This window comes from Massilia timonae CCUG 45783 (assembly GCF_000315425.1).
Classification (GTDB): domain Bacteria; phylum Pseudomonadota; class Gammaproteobacteria; order Burkholderiales; family Burkholderiaceae_D; genus Telluria; species Telluria timonae.
The window spans coordinates 484,769-504,096 of the sequence record NZ_JH992922.1; the positions used below are offsets into that span (position 1 = coordinate 484,769).

Consider the following 19,328-nt stretch of genomic DNA (forward strand, 5'->3'; position numbering starts at 1 on the left):
TTACCGCTGCAGCCGCTGCAGCGAGGCCAGGAACTTCTCCGCATTCTGGAAGCCGATCACCCGGCTGTCCGCGATTTCCTTCCCCTGTCCATCGAACAGGATGATGCCCGGCGGTCCGAACAGGCCGAAGCGCTTGAGCATGGCCTTGTCGTCGGCATCGTTGGCCGTCACGTCCACCTGCAGCAGCACCGTGTCGGCCAGCTTTTGCTGCACGGCCGGGTCGACGAAGGTGAACTTTTCCATCTCCTTGCACGACACGCACCAGTCTGCATAAAAATCGAGCATCACGGTCTTGCCGGCGTTGGCGGCCAGCGCGGCGTCGAGCTGGTCCACGGTCTTGATGCGGGTGAACGCCAGGCCGTGGTTCTGCGGCGCGCCGCCGAGGTGCGCCAGCGGCGCCCAGGCGTCGCGCCCGCCGCTGGCGAGGCCGACCAGCTGGGTCGCCCCCAGCACCGCGAACGCCGCGCCGAAGGCCAGCGCCGCCCAGTGACGGGTATGGCGCAACAGATAGAAGCCATACCCCAGCAGCAGCGCCGCCCACAGCAGCATCTGGGCCAGGCCCGGGAGCACCGGCGACACCAGCCAGATCGCCATCGCCAGCATCAGCACGCCGAACAGGCGCTTCACCGATTCCATCCACGGCCCGACGCGCGGCAGCAGCGAGCCGGCCGACAGTCCCACCAGCAGCAGCGGGATGCTCATCCCCACCGCCATCGAGAACAGCGCCGCGCCGCCGATGAAGACGTCGCGCGTCTGGCTGATGTAGACCAGGGCGCCGGCCAGCGGCGCCGCCACGCAGGGGCCCACGATCAGGGCCGAAATGGCGCCCATGACGAACACCCCGAGCAGCTTGCCGCCCTGCTGGCTGTTGGATGCCTGCGTCAGACGGGTCTGCAAGGTGTTAGGGAGTTGTAACTGATAGAAACCGAACATCGACAGCGACATGGCCACGATCAGCAGCGCGAAGGCGCCCAGCACCCAGGGATTCTGCAGCGCGGCGGCCAGGCCTTCGCCAGCCAGCCCGGCGGCGATGCCGAGCAGGGTGTAGACGATCGCCATGCCCAGCGCATACGCCAGCGACAGCACGAAGCCGCGCGAACGGCTCACGTGCCTGCCCTCGCCCACGATGATCGAGGACAGGATCGGCACCATCGGCAGCACGCACGGGGTGAACGCCAGGCCCAGGCCGAGCAGGATGAAGGCCGGCACGATGGCCAGCAGGCTGCCGCCGCCGAGGATGCCGGCGATGGTCGAGAGGTCCGATTGCGGCGCGGCGGGCGCCGCTGTCGGCGTAGCGGCGAGCGGCGCGGACGCCGGCGTCGACATGCCGCCCTGGGCCGCGCCACCGCCGATCGGCAGGCCGGACGCGGGCTGCGCGCCGCCGGCGCCGAGATTCACGCTGTGCTCCTGCGGCGGATAGCACAGGCCGGCGTCGGCGCAGCCCTGGCTGGTGGCCGTCAGGGTGAACGGGCCGGTGCCCTCGACCGGAATCCGGATCGTCAGGGTGCCGGTATGGGTCTCGAGATCCTTCTCGAAGGTCGGGTCGTACTTCACCTTGCCCTGCGGGACCTGCGGCTCGCCCAGCGTGACGCCGGCGCCGCTGGCCTTGAAGGCGAAGCGCTCGCGGTACATGTAGTAGGCGGGCGCGATGACGTAGGTGATCTCGGCGGTCTGCGGGTCGGCCATGCGCGCATCAAAACGGAAGGCGACGGCGGGATCGAGGAAGTCCTGCCCGGCGCGGGCGGGCAGCGCGGTGAACAGGGAAAGGACGGCGAACAGCGTCAGGCAGGCCTGCAGCAGGCGGCGGGCGGAAAATCGAACCATGGTATCTCGTGGAAAGTTACTGCACCGGGCATGGTACACCGCTTGCCCGCTTCGCGCCGGAACTCATCCTTGGCACGGGCGAAAAAAAACCAGGCGCGAGGCCTGGTCTTTTCAAGTCGACAGTCGATTACTCGGCGGTCGGTGCTTCTTCAGCCGAAGTGACTTCTGGACGGTCCAGCAGTTCGACGTAAGCCATTGGTGCATTGTCGCCAACGCGGAAGCCCATCTTCAGGATACGCAGGTAGCCGCCGTTGCGGTTTGCGTAGCGAGGACCCAGTTCAGCGAACAGTTTCTGGACCATTTCGCGGTCGCGCAGGCGAGCGAAGGCCAGGCGCTTGTTTGCCAGGGTGTCGGTCTTGCCCAGGGTCAGGATCGGTTCGATGACGCGACGCAGTTCCTTGGCTTTCGGGACGGTGGTCTTGATGGCTTCGTGACGCAGCAGCGAAACGGTCATGTTGCGCAGCATTGCCAGACGGTGGGACGAGGTACGGTTCAGTTTACGAAGGCCGTGACGGTGACGCATGGTATTTCCTTTCGGGTGTTTTCAAATCCAGTTCTTCGATCGTTCGTGCAAGCACGTCCGCGGACCGGTTCAGGGTTAAATCCGCCCGGACATCATGCCCAGGCGGGGTACGACAAAATTATTTTTCGAGACCGGCTGGTGGCCAGTTTTCGAGTTTCATGCCCAGGGTCAGGCCGCGCGAAGCAAGGACTTCCTTGATTTCGTTGAGCGACTTGCGGCCCAGGTTCGGCGTCTTGAGCAGTTCGTTTTCCGAACGCTGGATCAGGTCGCCGATGTAGTAGATGTTTTCCGCTTTCAGGCAGTTGGCCGAACGGACGGTCAGTTCCAGGTCGTCGACCGGGCGCAGCAGGATCGGATCGACCAGCGGCGCGCGCGATGGCGCTTCGGCGGCGGCTTCGGTGCCTTCCAGGGCGGCGAACACGTTCAGCTGGTCGACCAGCACGCGCGCCGACTGGCGGATCGCTTCTTCCGGGGTGATGACGCCGTTGGTCTCGATGTTGATGATCAGCTTGTCCAGGTCGGTACGCTGTTCGACACGGGCCGATTCCACGGCGTACGACACGCGGCGCACTGGCGAGAACGAGGCGTCCAGGATGATGCGGCCGATGGTCTTGTTGGTGTCTTCCGACAGGCGACGGACGTTGCCCGGCACGTAGCCGCGGCCCTTTTCGACCTTGATCTGCATGTCCAGCTTGCCGCCTGCGGTCAGGTGGGCGATGACGTGGTCAGGGTTGATCAGTTCGACGTCGTGCGGCAGGTCGATGTCCGAAGCCAGGACGGCGCCTTCGCCTTCCTTCTTCAGGGTCAGGGTGACGGAATCGCGGTTGTGGACCTTGAAGACCACGCCCTTCAGGTTCAGCAGCAGGTCGACGACGTCTTCCTGCACGCCATCCAGCGACGAGTATTCATGCACGACACCAGCGATCGTCACTTCGGTCGGCGCATAGCCCACCATCGACGACAGCAGGACGCGACGCAGTGCGTTGCCGAGGGTGTGGCCATAGCCACGCTCGAACGGCTCCATCACGACTTTCGCGTGGCCGGCGCCCAGTGCTTCGACGTCGATGATACGTGGCTTCAACAAACTATTTTGCATGAATGAGTCCTTTTCAATACCCTCGGCTCGTTACACCGATAAGGCTGATGGCTTTAAAGAGAACGCCTGCGCAAAGGCAGGCGGGTAAAACAATTCTGTGCGACGCGATGATAGGAACTGGAAAGATGTGCATCCGATTCGCTGTGGGTGCCGACCCGAGGTCGCTGCGCCCGCACCACCACCACGTCGTTCCCGCGTAGGCGGGAACCCAAGTTCTGCGACTTCGGAAGCAAAACTGGGATCCCCGCCTGCGCGGGGACGACTGCCCAAGAGCCGGCTTGCAGCCGTCCCTGTCGCAGTCGTTAACGCGAGTACAGTTCGACGATCAGCGCTTCGTTGACGTCGGCAGCGATTTCGTTACGCTCTGGGAACGAACGGAAGGTGCCTTCCAGCTTCTTCGCGTCGACCGAGACCCAGCTCGGGAAACCGACTTGTTCGGCCAGCGACAGCGCTTCAGCGATACGCACTTGCTTCTTGGCTTTTTCACGAACAGCGATGACGTCGCCGGTCTTGACCTGGTACGAAGCGATGTTCACGACGTTGCCGTTCACGGTGAAGGCCTTGTGGCTCACCAGCTGGCGTGCTTCGGCGCGGGTCGAGCCGAAGCCCATGCGGTAAGCGACGTTGTCCAGGCGCGATTCCAGCAGCTTCAGCAGGGTTTCGCCGGTGTTGCCCTTGCGACGGTTCGCTTCAGCGAAGTAGCGGCGGAACTGACGTTCCAGCACACCGTAGATACGCTTGACCTTCTGCTTTTCGCGCAGCTGGTTGCCGTAGTCCGAGGTGCGGGCACCCGACTTGACGCCGTGCTGGCCTGGCTTGACGTCCAGTTTGCACTTCGAATCGAGCGAGCGACGTGCGCTCTTCAGGAACAGGTCGGTGCCTTCACGGCGCGACAGTTTTGCTTTTGGTCCGATATAACGTGCCACGTTAGATTTCCTTTAATATTTGATCACGCCCCAGCGATGCACATGCACCCAGGCGCTAGTCCAGCTCTGCAGTTGATAGCAACTCAGGCCGGACGTGGCTTACAACAGCGCCCGCCATCAAGATGGCAGGCGACAAGAGCCGGGCAGTATAACCCATTTCTGGGCAACTGCACCGGCGATCTTTTAAACACAACGGGGCGCGCGCCCCGTGCGTCGTGTTCAAGACACGGATCGGGCGGCGAACCACCCTTCCCGAGGTCTTAGATACGGCGACGCTTCGGCGGACGGCAGCCGTTGTGTGGAACTGGGGTGACGTCCTGGATCTCGGTGATCTTGATGCCGAGGTTGTTCAGAGCGCGCACAGCCGATTCACGGCCTGGGCCTGGGCCCTTGATGCGCACTTCCAGGTTCTTCACGCCCGATTCCTGAGCGACCTTGCCTGCAGCTTCGGCAGCGACCTGAGCCGCGAACGGGGTCGATTTGCGCGAACCCTTGAAGCCGGCGCCGCCGGAGGTTGCCCACGACAGAGCATTGCCCTGACGGTCGGTGATGGTGATGATCGTGTTGTTGAACGAGGCGTGCACGTGGGCGATGCCCTCGGCAACGTTCTTCTTCACTTTCTTGCGCACGCGTGCTGCTGCTGCGCTGCTTTGTTGCTTGGCCATGGTCGGTTCCTAGATTATTTCTTGAGCGATTGAGCTGCCTTGCGCGGACCTTTACGGGTACGAGCATTGGTGCGGGTACGCTGACCGCGGACCGGCAGGCCCTTACGGTGACGCATGCCGCGGTAGCAACCCAGGTCCATCAGACGCTTGATGTTCATGGACAGTTCGCGGCGCAGGTCGCCTTCCACGACAAACTTGCCGACTTCGTCGCGCAGTTTCTCGAGTTCGTTATCGTCCAGGTCCTTGACCTTCTTGTTGGTCGCGATACCGGTTGCGTCGCAGATCTTCTGCGAACGCGGACGGCCAATACCGTAGATAGCCGTCAGGCCGATAACGGTGTGCTGATGATTTGGGATGTTAACCCCTGCAATACGTGCCATTCGTTATTCCTCGATTAACCTTGACGCTGCTTGTGACGCGGCTCGACGCAGATCACACGGACCACGCCTTTGCGCTTGATGATCTTGCAGTTGCGGCAGATCCGCTTGACTGAAGCGTTAACTTTCATTTTGCACTCTCTTCGGTTCGTTTACTTGATGATGTTTTTACTTGGTGCGGAACACGATGCGGGCCCGGGACAGGTCATACGGAGTCAACTCCACCGTCACCTTGTCACCCGGGAGGATGCGGATATAGTTCATCCGCATTTTACCCGAGATATGCCCCAGGACCACATGTCCGTTTTCCAGCTTCACGCGGAACGTCGCGTTTGGGAGATTCTCCAGAATCTCCCCCTGCATTTGGATGACGTCGTCTTTTGCCATTCGCTCTATGCACTCCCCCGCTTATCGCGTAGGAACTCCACCCTTGAAGTTAGCCTTACGCAGCAGGGAATCATATTGCTGCGACATGACGTAGTTCTGCACTTGTGCCATGAAGTCCATCGTCACCACCACGATGATCAGGAGCGACGTGCCACCGAAGTAGAAGGGAACCTTCCACTGGGCGGTCATGAACTCCGGCACCAGGCACACCAGGGTGATATAGACTGCACCGGCCAGGGTCAGGCGCATCAGGATCTTGTCGATGTAGCGTGCGGTCTGCTCACCCGGACGGATGCCCGGAACAAACGCGCCGCTCTTCTTCAAGTTGTCCGCCGTCTCCTTGCTGTTGAATACCAGCGCGGTATAGAAGAAGCAGAAGAACACGATCGCCACCGCATACAGCAACGCGTGGATTGGCTCGCCTGGCGCCATCGACGCCGCCAGATCCTTCAGGAACCCGATCACGGGGCCGCTGGAATCCTTGCCGCGCGTGAACCAGTCGACAATCGTCGCCGGGAACAGAATGATCGACGAAGCGAAGATCGGCGGGATCACGCCGGCCATGTTCAGCTTCAAGGGCAGATGGCTGGTTTGGCCACCGTAGATCTTGTTGCCGACTTGACGCTTGGCGTAATTGACCAGGATCTTGCGCTGTCCGCGTTCCACGAACACCACCGCATACGTCACCGCAGCCACCAGGACCACGATCAGGATGGCCGAGAAGCTGCCGATCGAGCCGTTCGAGACCAGGGTGAACAAGCCGCCCAGGGCCGAAGGCAGACCTGCTGCGATACCGGCAAAGATGATGATCGAAATGCCGTTGCCAAGACCACGCTCGGTGATCTGCTCGCCCAGCCACATGAGGAACATGGTGCCGGTCAGGAGGGTAACGACGGTCACGAAGCGGAAGCCGAGACCAGGGTCGATGACCAGGCCAGGCTGCGCCTCGAGCGCGACTGCGATGCCGAACGCCTGGAACAACGCCAGTGCCACCGTGAAGTAACGGGTGTACTGGGTGATCTTGCGGCGGCCGGCCTCGCCCTCTTTCTTCAACGCCTCGAGTTGCGGCGAGACGATCGATGCAAGCTGCATGATGATCGAAGCCGAAATGTAAGGCATGATGCCGAGCGCGAACACGGTAAAGCGGGACAAGGCGCCACCCGAGAACATGTTGAACATGCCCAGGATGCCGCCCTCGTTCTGCTTGAACAGCGCAGCGAGCTGCACCGGGTCAATCCCGGGAACCGGGATATGAGCACCGATGCGGTACACGACCAATGCGCCAAGCAAAAACCACAGCCGGCCCCAGGGGAATCCGGAAGCGGCGCTTTTACCAAGTTGTGAATTAGTCGCCAATTTTTGCTCCGATCAGGCAGCGGCCGCTTTACGCGACCGAGCCGCCAGCTGCTTCGATCGCTGCTTTCGCGCCAGCGGTCGCTTTCAGGCCCTTGAGGTTCACCGCTTTGGTGATCTCGCCGGACAGGATGACGCGCACGTCGCGTGCCACGACCGGCAGGATGCCTGCCTGCTTGAGCACCAGGATGTCGACGTCGCCGACAGCCAGGTTGTTCAGGTCGGACAGACGAACTTCAGCCTTGAAGGTCGCGTTCAGCGATTTGAAGCCGCGCTTCGGCAGACGGCGCTGCAGAGGCATCTGACCGCCTTCGAAGCCGACTTTGTGGAAGCCGCCCGAACGCGATTTCTGACCCTTGTGACCACGGCCGGCGGTCTTGCCCAGGCCGGAGCCGATGCCGCGACCGACGCGACGCTTGGCGTGTTTAGCGCCTTCGGCTGGTTGAATGGTATTGAGTTCCATTGATTTCTCCGTTCGCAAACCCGAGGGCTTACGAAACAACTTTCACGAGGTACGCGACTTTGTTGATCATGCCACGCACGGCTGGGGTGTCTTGCAGCTCGGAGACCGAGTTGACGCGACGCAGGCCCAGGCCACGCACGGTGGCGCGGTGGTCTTGACGGGTACCGATCAGGCCCTTGACGAGCTGAACTTTAACGGTGTTTGCCATGTGAGTTCTCCTTAACCGACGATGTCTTCGACCGACTTGCCGCGCTTGGCAGCGATGTCAGCCGCGGTGCTCATCTTCGACAGGCCGTCGAGGGTTGCGCGCACCAGGTTGTAAGGATTCGACGAACCGGTCGACTTGGCGACCACGTCGGTCACGCCCATCACTTCGAAGATAGCGCGCATTGCGCCACCAGCGATCACGCCGGTACCAGGCTTGGCTGGCATCATCATGACGCGCGAGGCGCCGTGACGACCGGACACGGTGTGGTGCAGGGTACCGTTCTTGAGTGGCACCTTGATCAGGTTGCGGCGGGCTTCTTCCATCGCTTTTTGCACGCCGACAGGAACTTCCTTCGACTTGCCCTTGCCCATGCCGATGCGGCCATCGCCGTCACCGACAACGGTCAGCGCTGCAAAACCCATGATACGACCACCCTTGACCACTTTGGTCACGCGGTTGATCGCGATCATTTTTTCGCGCATGCCATCATCCGGCTTGTCGCTTGCCATTTTCGCTTGCATTTTTGCCATGACGATTCTTCCTTAGAACTTCAGACCGGCTTCGCGCGCGGCTTCCGCCAGCGCCTTCACACGGCCGTGGTAACGGAAACCCGAGCGATCGAACGCAACTTCGGTGATTCCTGCTTTCAGTGCTTTTTCTGCGACGCGCTTGCCAACCAGAGCGGCTGCAGCAGCGTTGCCGCCGGCGCCGGTCTTGCCAGCCAGTTCGGCGCGCACTTCCGCTTCCAGGGTCGAAGCCGACACCAGTACTTTTGCGTCCGGGCTGATCAGGTTCGCGTAGATGTGCAGGTTGGTGCGGTGAACCGACAGGCGGTTCACGCCCAGCTGGGCGATCTTGATGCGGGTCTGACGGCCACGACGCAGACGGGATTGTTTCTTGTCCATGTCTGCTCCGATTATTTCTTCTTGGTTTCTTTAAGCTTGACCACTTCGTCCGAATAACGGACGCCCTTGCCCTTGTAAGGCTCAGGAGCGCGGTAAGCGCGAACTTCGGCGGCAACCTGGCCAACCTTCTGGCGATCGATACCCTTGATCACGATTTCGGTCGGGGTCGGGGTCACTGCGGTGACGCCTTCAGGCATCGCGTGCAGGACCGGGTGCGAGAAGCCCAGCGACAGGTTCAGGGCGTTGCCCTGCACTGCTGCCTTGTAGCCCACGCCGACCAGGTTCAGCTTCTTCTCGAAGCCCTTGGTGACGCCGGTGACCATGTTGTTGACCAGGGCGCGCAGGGTGCCCGACATGGCGTTCGATTCACGCGACTCGTCGATCACGTCGAAGGTCAGCGTGCCATTGTTGTTTTCCACTTTGACCAGGCCGTTCAGGGCTTGGGTCAGGGTGCCCAGCGGGCCCTTGACGGTGATCGACGACGCGTTGATCGCGACTTCGGCACCGGCAGGGACGGCGATTGGCATCTTAGCTACTCGAGACATCGTCTACTCCTTAAGCCACGTAGCAAATCACTTCGCCACCGACGCCGGTAGCACGTGCTTTGCGGTCAGTCATGACGCCTTGCGGGGTCGAGACGATAGCCACGCCCAGGCCGTTCATGACGGTTGGGATCTCGTCTTTGCCCTTGTAGATACGCAGGCCAGGACGGGAAACGCGCTCGAGGCGCTCGATGACCGGACGGCCGGTGTAATACTTCAAACCGATTTTCAGTTCCGCTTTGCCGCCTTCGGACGACACTGCGAAATCTTCAATGTAACCCTCGTCCTTCAGGACGTTGGCAATGGCAACCTTGACTTTCGACGACGGCATTGCGACCGAGGTTTTCTGAACAACTTGTGCGTTGCGAATGCGGGTCAGCATATCGGCGATAGGATCGCTCATACTCATTGCTTATTCTCCTATTACCAGCTAGCTTTGGTCATACCCGGAATTTCGCCCTTCATGGCGAATTCGCGGAGTTTGGTACGGGCCAGACCGAATTTACGGAAAGTGCCACGTGGACGGCCGGTCATGGCGCAGCGGTTACGCTGGCGGGTCGGGGCCGAGTTGCGCGGCAGAGCCTGCAGCTTCAGGCGCGCTTCGTAACGTTCTTCTTCCGACTTCGACTGGTCGTCGATGATTGCTTTCAGAGCGGCACGCTTCGCGGCGAATTTCTCCACCAGGTCTGCACGCTTCTGTTCGCGGTTAATCAGTGCAAGTTTTGCCATGCTCTTAGTTCCTGAACGGGAATTTGAAGGCGGCGAGCAGCGCTTTGGCTTCTTCGTCGGTCTTAGCGGTCGTGGTGATCGAGATGTTCATGCCACGCAGCGCATCGATCTTGTCGTAGTCGATCTCTGGGAAGATGATCTGCTCTTTGACACCGATGTTGTAGTTGCCGCGGCCATCGAACGATTTGCCGCTCACGCCACGGAAGTCACGCACGCGCGGCAGGGCCACGGTGATGAAACGGTCCAGGAATTCGTACATGCGGGCGCCGCGCAGGGTCACCATCGTGCCGATCGGGTAGCCTTCGCGGATCTTGAAACCTGCGATTGCCTTGCGAGCCTTGGTCACGACTGGCTTCTGGCCAGCGATCTTGGTCAGGTCGCCGGTAGCGTGCTCGATGATCTTCTTGTCGGCGACTGCTTCCGACAGACCCATGTTCAGGGTGATCTTGGTCAGGCGCGGCACTTCCATCACCGACTTGTAACCGAATTTTTCGGTCAGTTCGGCGACGACTTTGTCTTTGTAAATTGCTTGGAGACGGGCCATTTCTTATTACCCTTTCACTACTTCGCCGTTCGACTTGAAGACGCGGACTTTCTTGCCGTCCTGGTCTTTGAAGCCAACGCGATCTGCCTTGCCGGTCGCAGCGTTGAACAGCGCGACGTTCGACACGTGAATCGGCATAGTCTTGTCGACGATACCACCAGTAACACCGGTCATCGGGTTCGGCTTGGTCGCTTTCTTAGCGACGTTGACGCCTTCGACGATGACGTGTTCAGCGTCTACACGCTTCTGAACGACGCCACGCTTGCCCTTGTCCTTACCGGTCAGAACGATGACTTCGTCGTTTTTACGAATCTTATCCATGTCGAATCCTTACAGAACTTCAGGTGCCAGCGACACGATCTTCATGAACTTCTCGGTACGCAGCTCGCGCGTCACCGGTCCGAAGATACGGGTACCGATCGGCTCCAGCTTGGCGTTCAGCAGGACAGCGGCATTGCCGTCGAACTTGACCAGGGAACCATCCTGGCGGCGCACACCTTTAGCGGTACGCACAACCACGGCATTGTAAATTTCACCCTTTTTGACGCGACCACGTGGGGCAGCGACTTTCACGGTGACCTTGATGATGTCGCCAATGCTCGCGTAACGGCGCTTCGAGCCGCCCAACACCTTGATGCACAGAACTTCCTTGGCACCGGTGTTGTCGGCTACTTCGAGCCGGCTTTCGGTTTGAATCATAGTATTTTCTTTCCCAACTTAAGCCGTAGAAAACCCCACGGAAACCCATGGGCCTGCGGTCAGTCTTGGTCCCGCCGTGCCGCCCCTGCTGGAGCACCACGATTGGGTGATTGGACTTTCCAATAACGCATTCGTTACAGGCCGCACTTGCCGAGGGGACAAACTGCGGCAACACATGAACGAAGCCCGCTAGTATCTCAGATACCAGCGGGCCACGCAAGACAAATTTTCTAGATACTTACAGTACCTGTGCGACTTGCAACACTTTGGTCACAGTCCACGCTTTCGTCTTCGAGATCGGGCGACCTTCTGCGATCTCGACGGTGTCACCGATTTTCGCTTCGTTCGCTTCGTCGTGCGCGTGATACTTGTTCGAGCGCACGATGATCTTGCCGTACAGCGGGTGCTTGACGTGACGTTCGATCAGCACGGTCACCGTCTTGTCCATTTTGTCGGACACGACTTTGCCGACCAGCGTACGCTTCAGCGCCGTTTTAGTGGTGTCGTTCATTTGGCTTCCTTCTGGTTCATCACAGTCTTCACACGCGCGATATCGCGACGTACTTTCTTGAGCTGCGCGGTGTTACCGAGCTGCTGGGTAGCGACTTGCATGCGCAGACCGAACTGGGCCTTCAGCAGCTCGTTCAGCTCCTTCTGCAGCGCTTCCTGGTCTTTGCCGCGGAGTTCCGATGCTTTCATATTCAACTCCTGTTATTGGCCAACTTGGCGCACCACGAAGGTGGTAGCCAGTGGCAGTTTGGCAGCGGCCAGGCGGAACGCTTCGCGCGCCAGTTCTTCAGCGACGCCGTCCATCTCGTACAGGACTTTGCCTGGCTGGATTTCAGCGACGTAGTACTCCGGGTTACCCTTACCGTTACCCATACGGACTTCGGCCGGCTTGTTCGAAATCGGCTTGTCCGGGAAGATACGGATCCAGATACGACCGCCACGCTTGATGTGACGGGTCATGGCACGACGAGCCGCTTCGATCTGGCGTGCGGTGATACGGCCGCGGGCAACTGCCTTCAGGCCGAATTCGCCGAACGACACAGCGGTGCCGCGGGTGTGCGAAATGCCGGTGTTACGGCCTTTCTGCTCTTTACGATATTTCCTGCGCGATGGCTGCAGCATGCTTATTCTCCTGCTTTCTCAGCTGCCGGCTTGGCAGCGGCGCGGCGGCCCGCTGGAGCGGCACCTGGCTTCGCGCCTGGACGTGGACGGCTGCCTGGCTTGCCGTCGTCACGACGTGGGCCGCGTGGCTTCTTCTCGTCCGGCGGGGTGTCGATCACAGGTGCTTCGCCCGTTGGGGAGCGGTCGCCCTTGTAGACCCAGACCTTGACGCCGATGATGCCGTAGGTGGTCGATGCTTCGCTGGTGCCGTAGTCGATATCGGCGCGCAGGGTGTGCAGAGGCACACGGCCTTCGCGGTACCATTCGGTACGTGCGATTTCGATGCCGTTCAGGCGGCCCGACGACATGATCTTGATGCCGACGGCGCCCAGGCGCATGGCGTTCTGCATGGCGCGCTTCATGGCGCGGCGGAACATGATGCGCTTTTCGAGCTGCTGCGAGATCGAATCGGCGATCAGCTGCGAATCGATTTCCGGCTTGCGGATCTCTTCGATATTGACGTGCACAGGCACGCCCATGATCTTCGTCAGCGACGACTTCAGCACTTCGATGTCTTCGCCTTTTTTACCGATCACGACACCAGGACGCGACGAGTAAATGGTGAAGCGTGCGTTCTTGGCAGGACGCTCGATGACGATGCGGCCGACCGAAGCGTTCTTCAGCTTCTTCTTCAGGAAAGCGCGTGCTTCCAGGTCTTCCTTCAGCATGTCGGCGAAATTGCCGTTGCCAGCGTACCAGCGCGATGCCCAGTTACGGGTGACCGCCAGGCGGAAGCCGGTTGGGTGGATTTTCTGACCCATCGTGTGACTCCTTAGTTACCGACAGTCACGTAGATGTGACAGGATTGTTTCGAAATACGATCGCCGCGGCCCTTCGCACGTGCGGTGAAGCGCTTCAGGATCGGGCCCTTTTCGACGTAGATCTGGGTGACTTTCAGCTCGTCGATGTCCGCGCCATCGTTGTGTTCCGCGTTGGCGATCGCCGACTCGAGAACCTTCTTGATGATGGTCGCGCCCTTTTTCGGGCTGAATTGCAGAATGTTGAGTGCAGCGTCAACTTTCTTGCCACGGATCAGGTCGGCGACCAGACGGCCTTTTTGTTCCGACAGGCGCACGCCTTTGAGGATTGCTTTAGTTTCCATTATCGTTTCGCCTTCTTGTCAGCGGCGTGGCCCTTGAACGTACGGGTCAGCGCGAATTCGCCGAGCTTGTGGCCGACCATGTTCTCCGACACGTACACAGGCACGTGCACTTTGCCGTTGTGGACGGCGATCGTCAGACCGATGAAGTCCGGGGTGATCGTCGAGCGGCGCGACCAGGTTTTGACTGGCTTCTTGTCTTTGGTCGCTTGCGCGGCTTCGACTTTTTTCACCAGGTGGGCGTCAATGAACGGCCCTTTTTTCAATGAACGAGTCATGATTTATCCTTATTTCTTGCCGCGACGCGAGACGATCATCGACGAAGTGCGCTTGTTCGAACGCGTCTTCTTGCCCTTGGTCTGCTGGCCCCATGGCGACACTGGATGACGACCAGCTGCCGTACGACCTTCACCACCACCGTGCGGGTGATCGATCGGGTTCATGACCACACCGCGGACGGTAGGACGAACACCGCGCCAGCGCATCGCGCCAGCCTTACCGATCTTGCGCAGGCTGTGCTCGGCGTTGCCGACTTCACCCACGGTTGCACGGCACTCGATGTGCACGCGACGGACTTCACCCGAGCGCAGGCGAACCTGGGCGTAGGTGCCTTCACGGGCCATCAGCACGACGCCGGCGCCGGCGGTACGGGCCATCTGGGCACCCTTACCTGGCAGCATTTCGACGCAGTTCATCACGGTACCGACCGGGATGTTGCGGATTGGCAGGCAGTTACCGGCCTTGATCGGCGCTTCCGAGCCGTTCATGACGCTGTCGCCGACAGCCATGCCCTTGGTGGCGATGATGTACTGACGCTCGCCGTCCGCGTAGCACAGCAGTGCGATGTGCGCGGTACGGTTCGGGTCGTATTCGATACGCTCGACCTTGGCAGGAATGCCGTCCTTCTGGCGCTTGAAGTCGACCAGACGGTAGTGCTGCTTGTGACCACCGCCCTTGTGGCGGGTGGTGATGTGACCGTTGTTGTTACGGCCGGCGGTTTTCGATTTCTTTTCAACCAGGGCTGCGAGCGGACGGCCTTTGTACAGGCCTTCGGTCACAACTTTCACCATGCCGCGACGGCCTGGGGAGGTTGGCTTCATCTTAACGAGTGCCATTATTTAGCCTCCTCGACAAAATTGATTTCCTGGCCTGGCTTCAGGCACACGAAAGCACGCTTGGTGTGGTTGCGACGGCCGGTGAAACGACCCGAACGCTTTTGCTTGCCTTCGCGGTTCACGGTTTGCACCGATTCCACTTCGACCTTGAACAGCAGTTCGACGGCAGCCTTGATTTCTGGCTTGGTCGCGTCAGGCAGGACCTTGAACACGATCTGCTCGTTCTTTTCCGCGACGAAGGTAGCCTTCTCGGAAATGATCGGAGCCAGCAGCACCTTCATCAGGCGCTCTTCGCTGAATTTGATTGCGGCGCTCATGCGTACATCTCCTCGATCTTGGCCAGAGCAGCTTTCGTGACCAGGACTTTTTTGTAGAACACCAGCGACATCGGATCAGCGTGCTTCGGCTCGACGACCAGCACGTGCGGCAGGTTGCGCGATGCCAGTTCCAGGTTCTCGTCGATGGTGTCGGTGATCACCAGGACCGATTCCAGACCCATGGTCTGCAGTTTTTGCGACAGCAGCTTGGTCTTTGGAGCTTCGATCGACAGGTTCTCGACCACGTTCAGGCGGCCTTCGCGAGCCAGTTGCGAGAAGATCGAGCAGATACCTGCACGGAACATCTTCTTGTTAACTTTGTGCGAGAAGTTCTCGTCCGGGGTGTTCGGGAAGATGCGACCACCGCCGCGCCACAGTGGCGACGACGACATACCAGCACGAGCGCGGCCGGTGCCTTTCTGGCGCCATGGCTTCTTGGTCGTGTGGTGGACTTCTTCACGGTCCTTCTGCTTGCGGTTGCCGCTACGTGCGTTGGCAGCGTAGGCGACGACGATCTGGTGGATCAGGGCTTCGTTGTATTCACGACCGAACACTTCGTCGGTTGCTGCAACGTTGGCGCCAGCTTGACCTTGCTCATTCAGGAGCTTCAGTTCCATGCTTACGCTCCTTTCTTGGCTTTGGTTTTGACAGCAGGCTTGACGACCACTTGGCCGTTCTTCGCGCCAGGCACGGCACCTTTGACCAGCAGCAGCTGGCGGTCGGCGTCGATGCGAGCGATTTCCAGGTTCTGGGTGGTGACGGTAACGTCGCCCAGGTGACCGGTCATGCGCTTGCCCGGGAACACGCGGCCTGGATCCTGGGCCATACCGATCGAGCCAGGAACATTGTGCGAACGCGAGTTACCGTGGGTAGCACGGCCCGAAGCGAAGTTGTAACGCTTGATGGTACCGGCGTAGCCCTTACCGATCGAGGTGCCTTGCACGTCGATTTTCTGGCCCACTTCGAACATCGAAGCATCGATGGTGTCGCCGGCTTTGAGTTCAGCGGCTTTGGTGGAATCGATGCGGAATTCTTTCAGCATCGTACCGGCTTCGACGCCAGCTTTGGCGTAGTGACCGGCGGCGGCCTTGTTCACGCGGGAAGCGCGACGTTGACCGAAGACGACCTGAACTGCGGTGTAGCCATCAGTTTCAGGGGTTTTGACTTGTGCGACACGGTTGTTCGACACGTCCAGCACGGTGACAGGGATCGAATCGCCGTCATCCGTGAAGATACGCATCATGCCAACCTTGCGACCGAGGAGGCCCAGGCTCATTTTTTCTCCATTCCCACCTACGATTGGGCGGGGGTAGTTGAACTACTAAAAAATATGGGTCAAAAAAGACAGACCCATACCGAAGCCGGCTAGTATAGCGCGCAAAAGGCTTCGGCGCAACAGGAAAAATCGGAGTCAAGACCGGCCTGTTGCGCTTTTCGCAGTAACTGGAGAAAGAAGAATCCGCTCTAGCTGAGCGGCACAGAAAAGGCACACCGCTGCGCCTTTTCTCTACAGGCTACGACCATTGCTGGGAGCCTGCGATCTGGAAGTCTGGTGGGCGGTGCAGGATTCGAACCTGCGACCCCTTGGATGTCGACCAAGTATTCTAACCAGCTGAACTAACCGCCCGGGGAGCCGAATTATAAGTGCCGGGCTTAAAGTTTTGCAATAGCTTTTTTCGCGTGCCCGTCAATTTCTGTGCTCCTCGTCCGCGGCCGCGCCGGGACGGCGAGGCGAATCGCGGGTTGAAGATGCCGCCCCGAAATGCTATTGTACAAATGTTTTCCGAGGGTCGACCGCGTCGCGCGCACCTGGCGCACGTGATTTTCCGGCATCCATGCCGGCGCTGTCCGCCCTCTTCCGCCTGGCGGTTCCCGATGTGTCGAACGCGCATTCCTACAGAAGAGAGCGCCGCTTGTCGCATCCCGCCTTTCTCCGGCCCGCGCGCCTCCCCGGCGAGCATCGCAGGCCCAGACCCGGTCCGCCACCCAACCCATGGCTCATGGGCGGACGCATCGCTGCAAAGGATGAAGAATGACTGTCATTGAAACACGCCACTGGCCGCGCCAGCTCGATCCCTCACGCCTGGTGCTGGCTACCGACCTCGACGGTACGCTGCTGGCCGGCACCCACGAGGCGCGGCGCCGCATCCGCGAACTGTTTTCCGGCGCCCTGCCGGAAGCAAAACTGGTGTTCGTCACCGGCCGCGGCCTGGAAACCGTCATTCCCCTGCTGTCCGACCCAACGGTGCCGCGCCCCCATTACATCATCGCCGACGTCGGCGCCACCATCGTCGACGCCGACCTGCGCCCGGTCGAACCGCTGGCGCACGAGATCGCGGCGCGCTGGCCGGGCAGCCAGGCGGTATTGAAAGCGCTGGCCGATTTCCCGGAGCTGGTGCGCCAGTCGGTGCCGCAGGAACGCCGCGTTTCCTTCTACGCCACCGAGGAGGCCCTGACGCCTGAACTCCGGAATGCCGTCGACGCCCTCGGCTGCGACCTGCTGTTCTCGGCCGGCCGCTACCTGGACGTGCTGCCGCGCGGCGTCGGCAAGGGCGTCGCGGTGCGCCGCCTGGCCGAAGTCGCCGGTTTCGATCCGGCCCATATCGTGGTGGCGGGCGACACCCTGAACGACCTGTCGATGTTCGAGGCGGGCTTTCGCGGCGTGGTGGTCGGCGCCGCCGAACCGGCGCTGGTGCAGGCGGTGCGCAAGATGCCGCGCGTGGTGGTGGCCGACGCCGCCGGCTGCGGCGGCATCCTGCAGGCCTTCGGCCGCCACGGCCTGCGCCTGGACGGCGACGCCGTGGCGCATGACGCGACCTCCTACGGCGAGGCCGAGCTGGTGATGGTCTACCACCGCCTGCCCTATGACGAAGTGGTGGAAGGCGGCGTCACCTACCAGCGCCGCCCGAAAAGCCCGAACGGCATCATGCCGACCCTGCTCAGCTTTTTCGCCGGCGGGCGCAAGGGCTCGTGGGTCGCCTGGTCGCAGCAGGCCAGCCGGACGCCGAGCGGGTTCATCCCGCACGTGGCCGTCGACGCCCAGCGCTACCCGCAACTCAAGGCGGCCCGGATTCCGCTGACGGCGGACGACATCGACCAGTTCTACAAGAAGTTCTCGAAAGAGGCGTTCTGGCCGATCATCTTCTCCTTCCCCGATAAGGCCGAATTCCGCCAGGACCACTGGGAGCGCTTCCTGGAAGTCAACCGCCTGTTCGCCGAGCAGACCGCGCGCGAGGCGGCGCCCGGCGCCACCGCCTGGATCCACGACTACAACCTGTGGATGGTGCCGGCCTTCCTGCGCCCGCTGCGCCCGGACCTGACGATCGCCTTCTTCCACCACACCGCCTTCCCTTCCAGCGACGTGTTCAACATCCTGCCGTGGCGCAACGACATCATCGGCAGCCTGCTGCAGTGCGACTACGTCGGCTTCCACATCCCGCGCTACGTCGAGAACTTCGTCGACGCCGCGCGCTCCTGCGCGCCGGTCGAGGTGCTGGATGCGGTGCCGTGCGCGCCGCGCTACCTGACCTTCGGCTGCGCGCTGGGCGTGGACCGCATGCACAGCGCGCTCGAAGTGGGCGGACGCCGGGTCACGCTGGGCGCCCATCCGGTGGGCACCAACGCCGGCCTGATCGACGACCTGGTCAGGAGCGACGATATTCAGCGCCAGATCGCCGAATGGGACGAGTACCTGGATGGCCGCACCGGCATCATCTCGATCGAGCGCCTCGATTACGTCAAGGGCTCGCTGGAGAAGCTGCAGGCCTACGAGCGCATGCTCGAACAGCATCCCGAGCTGCTGGGGAAGGTCATGCTCATCAACATCATCACGCCGGCGGCGTCGGGCATGGAGATCTACGACAGCCTGCGCGAGGAACTGGACCGCACCGTGGGCCGCATCAACGGCCGCTTCTCGACCCTGGACTGGGTGCCGGTGCGCTACTTCTACCGCTCGCTGCCGTTCGAGGAAGTCGTGGCCCACTACGCCGCCTGCGACGTCGCCTGGATCACGCCGCTGCGCGACGGCCTGAACCTGGTGGCCAAGGAATACGTTGCCACCCGCCACGCTGCGGGCCGTCCCGGCACGCTGGTGCTGTCCGAATTCGCCGGCGCCGCGGTCGAGCTGCACGGCGCGCTGCTGGTGAACCCGTATGACAGGAACGCGATGAGCGCGACGCTCTACCACGCGCTGACCATGGGCGCCGACGAAGTAGCCTACCGCTCCGGCCGCATGGCCGCGATCGTGCGCGACCGCGACGTGGCGCGCTGGGGCGACGACTTCCTGGCCGCATTGGCCGCCCTGCCGTCATCCGGGCACGACGACGCCCACGAAGAGCGCTCCGCCGCCTGAAGCTTGAACATTGAATGAAAGGGAAATGAAACCGT

30 protein-coding genes and 1 tRNA gene are annotated in these 19,328 nt (G+C 61.1%); 1 reads left to right on the forward strand and 30 read right to left on the reverse strand.

Going from position 1 to position 19,328, the window contains the following annotated elements; translation table 11 throughout:
- The 30 genes from dsbD to HMPREF9710_RS02110 all read right to left on the reverse strand — a co-directional run bounded on the left by dsbD (position 1) and on the right by HMPREF9710_RS02110 (position 16,569).
- Positions 1 to 1,824, reverse strand: a complete 1,824-nt coding sequence (dsbD, locus tag HMPREF9710_RS01970; RefSeq protein ID WP_005663398.1) for a protein-disulfide reductase DsbD — start codon at positions 1,822 to 1,824, stop codon at positions 1 to 3.
- 127 nt (positions 1,825 to 1,951) lie between these two features.
- A complete protein-coding gene (gene rplQ, locus HMPREF9710_RS01975; protein ID WP_005663400.1) occupies positions 1,952 to 2,347 on the reverse strand; it encodes a 50S ribosomal protein L17 in 396 nt (131 codons plus the stop codon).
- A 118-nt stretch (positions 2,348 to 2,465) separates the two neighbouring features.
- Positions 2,466 to 3,443 (reverse strand): DNA-directed RNA polymerase subunit alpha, encoded by a 978-nt coding sequence (locus HMPREF9710_RS01980; protein WP_005663401.1) that lies wholly within the window; start codon positions 3,441 to 3,443, stop codon positions 2,466 to 2,468.
- A gap of 302 nt (positions 3,444 to 3,745) precedes the next feature.
- Positions 3,746 to 4,369 (reverse strand): 30S ribosomal protein S4, encoded by a 624-nt coding sequence (rpsD, locus tag HMPREF9710_RS01985; protein WP_005663403.1) that lies wholly within the window; start codon positions 4,367 to 4,369, stop codon positions 3,746 to 3,748.
- 260 nt (positions 4,370 to 4,629) lie between these two features.
- Positions 4,630 to 5,034 (reverse strand): 30S ribosomal protein S11, encoded by a 405-nt coding sequence (gene rpsK / locus HMPREF9710_RS01990; RefSeq protein ID WP_005663404.1) that lies wholly within the window; start codon positions 5,032 to 5,034, stop codon positions 4,630 to 4,632.
- A gap of 14 nt (positions 5,035 to 5,048) precedes the next feature.
- The gene (gene rpsM / locus HMPREF9710_RS01995; RefSeq protein ID WP_005663405.1) at positions 5,049 to 5,414 is read right to left on the reverse strand and encodes a 30S ribosomal protein S13; all 366 of its coding nucleotides are present in this window, start codon (positions 5,412 to 5,414) and stop codon (positions 5,049 to 5,051) included.
- A 14-nt stretch (positions 5,415 to 5,428) separates the two neighbouring features.
- A complete protein-coding gene (gene rpmJ, locus HMPREF9710_RS26885; protein ID WP_005663407.1) occupies positions 5,429 to 5,542 on the reverse strand; it encodes a 50S ribosomal protein L36 in 114 nt (37 codons plus the stop codon).
- A 37-nt stretch (positions 5,543 to 5,579) separates the two neighbouring features.
- A complete protein-coding gene (gene infA, locus HMPREF9710_RS02000) occupies positions 5,580 to 5,798 on the reverse strand; it encodes a translation initiation factor IF-1 (RefSeq protein ID WP_005663428.1) in 219 nt (72 codons plus the stop codon).
- Between the two features lie 21 nt (positions 5,799 to 5,819).
- On the reverse strand, positions 5,820 to 7,154 hold the full coding sequence (gene secY / locus HMPREF9710_RS02005) for a preprotein translocase subunit SecY (protein WP_005663430.1): 1,335 nt from the start codon (positions 7,152 to 7,154) through the stop codon (positions 5,820 to 5,822).
- 28 nt (positions 7,155 to 7,182) lie between these two features.
- Positions 7,183 to 7,614 (reverse strand): 50S ribosomal protein L15, encoded by a 432-nt coding sequence (rplO, locus tag HMPREF9710_RS02010; RefSeq protein ID WP_005663434.1) that lies wholly within the window; start codon positions 7,612 to 7,614, stop codon positions 7,183 to 7,185.
- A gap of 28 nt (positions 7,615 to 7,642) precedes the next feature.
- On the reverse strand, positions 7,643 to 7,822 hold the full coding sequence (gene rpmD, locus HMPREF9710_RS02015) for a 50S ribosomal protein L30 (RefSeq protein ID WP_005663436.1): 180 nt from the start codon (positions 7,820 to 7,822) through the stop codon (positions 7,643 to 7,645).
- 11 nt (positions 7,823 to 7,833) lie between these two features.
- Complete coding sequence (rpsE, locus tag HMPREF9710_RS02020; RefSeq protein WP_005663437.1) at positions 7,834 to 8,352, reverse strand: 30S ribosomal protein S5; 519 nt, start codon at positions 8,350 to 8,352, stop codon at positions 7,834 to 7,836.
- Between the two features lie 12 nt (positions 8,353 to 8,364).
- Positions 8,365 to 8,727, reverse strand: coding sequence for a 50S ribosomal protein L18 (gene rplR, locus HMPREF9710_RS02025; RefSeq protein ID WP_005663438.1), 363 nt, complete (start codon positions 8,725 to 8,727; stop codon positions 8,365 to 8,367).
- Between the two features lie 11 nt (positions 8,728 to 8,738).
- Positions 8,739 to 9,272, reverse strand: coding sequence for a 50S ribosomal protein L6 (gene rplF / locus HMPREF9710_RS02030; protein WP_005663440.1), 534 nt, complete (start codon positions 9,270 to 9,272; stop codon positions 8,739 to 8,741).
- Positions 9,273 to 9,282: 10 nt separating this feature from the next.
- Entirely contained in the window at positions 9,283 to 9,678 is a 396-nt protein-coding gene (gene rpsH / locus HMPREF9710_RS02035) for a 30S ribosomal protein S8 (protein ID WP_005663442.1), read from the reverse strand.
- A gap of 14 nt (positions 9,679 to 9,692) precedes the next feature.
- Positions 9,693 to 9,998: a 30S ribosomal protein S14 gene (gene rpsN / locus HMPREF9710_RS02040; protein ID WP_005663444.1), complete on the reverse strand. Its 306-nt coding sequence runs from the start codon at positions 9,996 to 9,998 to the stop codon at positions 9,693 to 9,695.
- 4 nt (positions 9,999 to 10,002) lie between these two features.
- Positions 10,003 to 10,542 (reverse strand): 50S ribosomal protein L5, encoded by a 540-nt coding sequence (gene rplE, locus HMPREF9710_RS02045; RefSeq protein ID WP_005663447.1) that lies wholly within the window; start codon positions 10,540 to 10,542, stop codon positions 10,003 to 10,005.
- A 6-nt stretch (positions 10,543 to 10,548) separates the two neighbouring features.
- The gene (gene rplX, locus HMPREF9710_RS02050; RefSeq protein WP_005663448.1) at positions 10,549 to 10,863 is read right to left on the reverse strand and encodes a 50S ribosomal protein L24; all 315 of its coding nucleotides are present in this window, start codon (positions 10,861 to 10,863) and stop codon (positions 10,549 to 10,551) included.
- A 9-nt stretch (positions 10,864 to 10,872) separates the two neighbouring features.
- Positions 10,873 to 11,241, reverse strand: coding sequence for a 50S ribosomal protein L14 (gene rplN, locus HMPREF9710_RS02055; RefSeq protein ID WP_005663451.1), 369 nt, complete (start codon positions 11,239 to 11,241; stop codon positions 10,873 to 10,875).
- A 238-nt stretch (positions 11,242 to 11,479) separates the two neighbouring features.
- Positions 11,480 to 11,752, reverse strand: coding sequence for a 30S ribosomal protein S17 (gene rpsQ, locus HMPREF9710_RS02060; RefSeq protein WP_005663453.1), 273 nt, complete (start codon positions 11,750 to 11,752; stop codon positions 11,480 to 11,482).
- Complete coding sequence (gene rpmC, locus HMPREF9710_RS02065) at positions 11,749 to 11,940, reverse strand: 50S ribosomal protein L29 (protein WP_005663455.1); 192 nt, start codon at positions 11,938 to 11,940, stop codon at positions 11,749 to 11,751. Before rpmC ends, rpsQ begins: the two co-directional genes overlap by 4 nt.
- Before the next feature lie 12 nt (positions 11,941 to 11,952).
- Positions 11,953 to 12,372, reverse strand: a complete 420-nt coding sequence (gene rplP / locus HMPREF9710_RS02070; protein ID WP_005663456.1) for a 50S ribosomal protein L16 — start codon at positions 12,370 to 12,372, stop codon at positions 11,953 to 11,955.
- Between the two features lie 2 nt (positions 12,373 to 12,374).
- The gene (gene rpsC, locus HMPREF9710_RS02075; RefSeq protein ID WP_005663458.1) at positions 12,375 to 13,172 is read right to left on the reverse strand and encodes a 30S ribosomal protein S3; all 798 of its coding nucleotides are present in this window, start codon (positions 13,170 to 13,172) and stop codon (positions 12,375 to 12,377) included.
- A gap of 11 nt (positions 13,173 to 13,183) precedes the next feature.
- Positions 13,184 to 13,516, reverse strand: a complete 333-nt coding sequence (gene rplV, locus HMPREF9710_RS02080) for a 50S ribosomal protein L22 (protein ID WP_174348348.1) — start codon at positions 13,514 to 13,516, stop codon at positions 13,184 to 13,186.
- Positions 13,513 to 13,788 carry a 30S ribosomal protein S19 gene (rpsS, locus tag HMPREF9710_RS02085; protein ID WP_005663463.1) on the reverse strand — a complete coding sequence of 92 codons (276 nt, stop codon included), beginning with the start codon at positions 13,786 to 13,788 and terminating at the stop codon, positions 13,513 to 13,515. The genes rplV and rpsS overlap by 4 nt, the downstream gene beginning before the upstream one ends.
- Positions 13,789 to 13,797: 9 nt before the next feature.
- On the reverse strand, positions 13,798 to 14,625 hold the full coding sequence (rplB, locus tag HMPREF9710_RS02090) for a 50S ribosomal protein L2 (protein WP_005663464.1): 828 nt from the start codon (positions 14,623 to 14,625) through the stop codon (positions 13,798 to 13,800).
- Positions 14,625 to 14,942, reverse strand: coding sequence for a 50S ribosomal protein L23 (rplW, locus tag HMPREF9710_RS02095; protein WP_005663466.1), 318 nt, complete (start codon positions 14,940 to 14,942; stop codon positions 14,625 to 14,627). The genes rplB and rplW overlap by 1 nt, the downstream gene beginning before the upstream one ends.
- Positions 14,939 to 15,559 carry a 50S ribosomal protein L4 gene (gene rplD, locus HMPREF9710_RS02100; protein ID WP_005663467.1) on the reverse strand — a complete coding sequence of 207 codons (621 nt, stop codon included), beginning with the start codon at positions 15,557 to 15,559 and terminating at the stop codon, positions 14,939 to 14,941. The genes rplW and rplD overlap by 4 nt, the downstream gene beginning before the upstream one ends.
- Before the next feature lie 2 nt (positions 15,560 to 15,561).
- Entirely contained in the window at positions 15,562 to 16,218 is a 657-nt protein-coding gene (gene rplC, locus HMPREF9710_RS02105; protein WP_005663469.1) for a 50S ribosomal protein L3, read from the reverse strand.
- Positions 16,219 to 16,492: 274 nt separating this feature from the next.
- Positions 16,493 to 16,569, reverse strand: a tRNA-Val gene (locus HMPREF9710_RS02110).
- Positions 16,570 to 16,974: 405 nt separating this feature from the next.
- Here HMPREF9710_RS02110 and ggpS point away from each other — a divergent pair.
- Entirely contained in the window at positions 16,975 to 19,293 is a 2,319-nt protein-coding gene (ggpS, locus tag HMPREF9710_RS02115) for a glucosylglycerol-phosphate synthase (protein WP_005663470.1), read from the forward strand.
- Positions 19,294 to 19,328: the final 35 nt, after the last annotated feature.